Consider the following 3,151-nt stretch of genomic DNA (forward strand, 5'->3'; position numbering starts at 1 on the left):
ATACAACTTGCGTTCGCAAATGTTTGCCAAAGCTTTGCCAATGATTCAAACTATTGGTTCATTGAAACGTTTGGAATTGTTGCGTAACTCATCGGAATTGAAAGATAAACTTTGGGAGAATGTAAATGCGTTGCAAAGCGGATTGAGAAGTAAAGGATTTAATATTGGAGATACAAACACTTGTGTTACTCCTGTTTACCTTGAAGGAAGTGTGCCAGAAGCAATGGTTATGGTAAATGATTTGAGAGAGAATTACGGAATTTTTCTTTCTATTGTTATCTATCCTGTAATTCCAAAAGGAATGATTTTATTGCGAGTAATTCCTACTGCTCCTCATACATTAGCAGATATTGACGAAACACTTACTGCTTTTGAAGCCATTCGAGAAAAATTGGAAAACGGAACGTATAAAGAAATTGCTAGTAAAACAACCGTTGATTTAGATGCTTAATTAAGAATTATAAAGTTACTATTTATACAAACCTATGAGGTTTTAAAACCTTATAGGTTTTTTTTATGAATACCAAAATGAAACAAGAATATTCAAAATCAGAATCGAATACCGTCAAAAGAGGAGCTAAAAAAGCGAGTTATAACAAAGAAGAAATTCATACTGTTTTAGATGCTTCCGAGATTTGTTTCGTGGCATTTAATGTCAACGGAAAGGCCTTTGTTCAGCCCATTAATTTTGGACGAAAAGAAGAAACCTTGTATATCCATGGCTCTTTGCAAAACCGAATGACCAATATGTTAATCGAATCTGGAGAAGTTTGTTTGAGTGTAATGCACTTAGATTCAATGAAATTGACACGTTCCGCTTTTCATCATTCAGTAAACTATCGCTCGGTTGTGGTTTTTGGTAAAGTTCGAGAATTGCTAACTAATGAAGAAAAACTAGAGGGTTTAAAAACAATTATCAATCATTTTGTACCTAATAGATGGGATTATTGTAGAGAACCCAACGAAAATGAAATGAAGGCAACGAGAGTTATTGCAATTGATATTGAATCGGCTTCGGCAAAAATTGCAGATACTCCTCCAAATGATAATAAAGAAGATTATGAATTGGATTTTTGGTCTGGACTAATTCCTATAAAAATGGTTTGTGAATTTCCAGTTCCAGACGAAACTTTAAAAGATGGAATTGAAATTCCACAACACGTTTTGGATTTTTACGAAAAACGAAAAAACGGATTTTAATTGATTGTTTATAAGTAGTATTCAAAGGATTGCTGCTTACTAAAACCTACTGCCAATTACTAAAATTCGTTTTATTCTATTTATTACAACATTTTGCGTTAGGGATTGAAGCGAAAATCCTTTTTTGAGGTTTTTTCGCCTCAAAAAAGATTGTAACGGAAAGCCCGACCCTTGTGGTAACTCCCAAAAAAGTATTTTTAAATGCTGTTATAAGTGGGGGATAAGCCTAAAATCATAAGTTTTTCAAGTAAGTACATCTTCGTTTATGAACTACGGGATCAAAATGTTTCCACAAGTTATGAATGGCGAGATTATCAGCTAATTCAGGGGTTCTAAAACAATTCACGATGCCTTTTTCCTTGAAGGTATGATAATATTCATTAAAAATTATTGCGGTTACTGCCTTGTTTTGATATTCAGGATGTACTCCAATTAAATAAAAAATCATATCCTTGCTTTGTTTTCGTGCTTTCAGCAAATGTAGAAATCCAAAAGGGAATAGTTTTCCTTTTGATTTTTGCAAGGCTTCTGAAAAAGAGGGCATCACGATACTGAATGCCACAATATTATGGTCTTTGTCTTCGACGAATTTGATGAATTCAGGATTGATGAAACTGATGTATTTTTTCTTAAAATACTCCTTTTGAACGTCTGAAATGGCAACGAAAGATGATAAAGAGGCGTAAGATTCATTAAATAAATCAAACATTTTATCTACGTGAGGCATTACTTCTTTGGTGGATTTGAAATTGAGCGGAGTTAGCTGGTATCTTCTTTTTACCAATTCATTCGCTTTTTCGAAAAATTCCGTTTTCACATTTGAAAAGGGAAACTTGCTTTCAAGATATTCTTTTTCTTTAATAAAACCCAATTGCTCAAAATGATTGGCAAAGTACGGATGATTGTACCAAGTAATCATTGTTCCCATTTCGTTGAAACCTTCGGTGAGAACGCCTACTTTGTCTAGATTAGAGAATCCCATTGGACCTTCCACGTGTTCCAGATTGTTTTTTCGACCCAATTCATAGACTTTTTCCAATAAAGCTTTTGTCACTTCAATGTTATCAATTACATCGAACCAACCAAAACGGACTTTCTTTTTCTGTTGATCATTGACTTCACTCCAATTAATGATAGCGGCTATTCGTCCAACTATTTCATTATTTTTATAAGCCAAATAAAAATAAGCTTCTGCGTTTTCGAAAGCTGGATTTTTGGTTTTGTCAAACGATTCTATTTCATCGGAAATTATGGGTGGCACCCAATAGTTGTTGTCTTTGTATAAGGAGAAAGGAAATTTGACGAATTCGGTCATTTCCTTTTTTGTAAGAGCTTCTTTTATGGTAATCATCGTCGTGTTTTCAGTTGTTGTTTTATCCTTTTTTAGTTTTTTTGGCTCTTCTTTGAGCTTTTTTGTCTGAATCTCCAGTGTCAATTTTCATTCGCACTTCTTTGTAATTGGCATCGTAGCGCCAGGAAAACCCAATTCCTCCATACAATATAGATGGTGTAGTTTTTAGACTTGTACTAATAGAGGCGTCAATTTGCATACTGTCATCGATTAAATAAGCGGCTCCACCACGAACGATGGCATCGCTGTAAAAATCACTCATATAACCTTGATTTTCTATAAAACCAGACCATTTTCGGTTGAAACCTTTGGTCAACGTAATTCCATAACCGTAACTTGGATAATCAGTTCCAATATAATCGGCAATAATATTGGTAACAAAAACCCAACTTCCATCACCTAAATGGTTTTGGGCAATCAACATTATTTTTGGAGAAATGGCTGCGTCTGGAGAAAAATAATAGGGATTATTCGAAAAGGTTAAATTAGCACCAGCAAATACTGAAACTGCGGGTATAAATTGGTGCCAATTAAACGAATGATTCGCTTTCCAGCTGTAAACATTGATTTTTTTTTCTTAATTTTTGAAAGGATCATAAA

Annotated in this window: 3 protein-coding genes and 1 pseudogene; 2 read left to right on the top strand and 2 right to left on the bottom strand. The window is 34.0% G+C overall.

Annotated elements, in window-relative coordinates:
* Positions 1–451, top strand: a pseudogene (locus PHC28_RS17440) (pyridoxal phosphate-dependent aminotransferase family protein); the annotation flags it as partial.
* A gap of 65 nt (positions 452–516) precedes the next feature.
* Positions 517–1,200, top strand: a complete 684-nt coding sequence (locus PHC28_RS17445) for a pyridoxamine 5'-phosphate oxidase family protein (protein WP_300103540.1) — start codon at positions 517–519, stop codon at positions 1,198–1,200.
* 232 nt (positions 1,201–1,432) lie between these two features.
* Here the strand turns inward: PHC28_RS17445 and PHC28_RS17450 are convergent, their stop codons facing one another.
* The gene (locus tag PHC28_RS17450; protein WP_300103541.1) at positions 1,433–2,551 is read right to left on the bottom strand and encodes a GTP cyclohydrolase; all 1,119 of its coding nucleotides are present in this window, start codon (positions 2,549–2,551) and stop codon (positions 1,433–1,435) included.
* A gap of 22 nt (positions 2,552–2,573) precedes the next feature.
* Positions 2,574–3,119: a transporter gene (locus PHC28_RS17455; protein ID WP_300103542.1), complete on the bottom strand. Its 546-nt coding sequence runs from the start codon at positions 3,117–3,119 to the stop codon at positions 2,574–2,576.
* Between the last annotated feature and the right edge of the window lie 32 nt (positions 3,120–3,151).

This window comes from Flavobacterium sp. (genome assembly GCF_028712645.1).
GTDB lineage: Bacteria > Bacteroidota > Bacteroidia > Flavobacteriales > Flavobacteriaceae > Flavobacterium.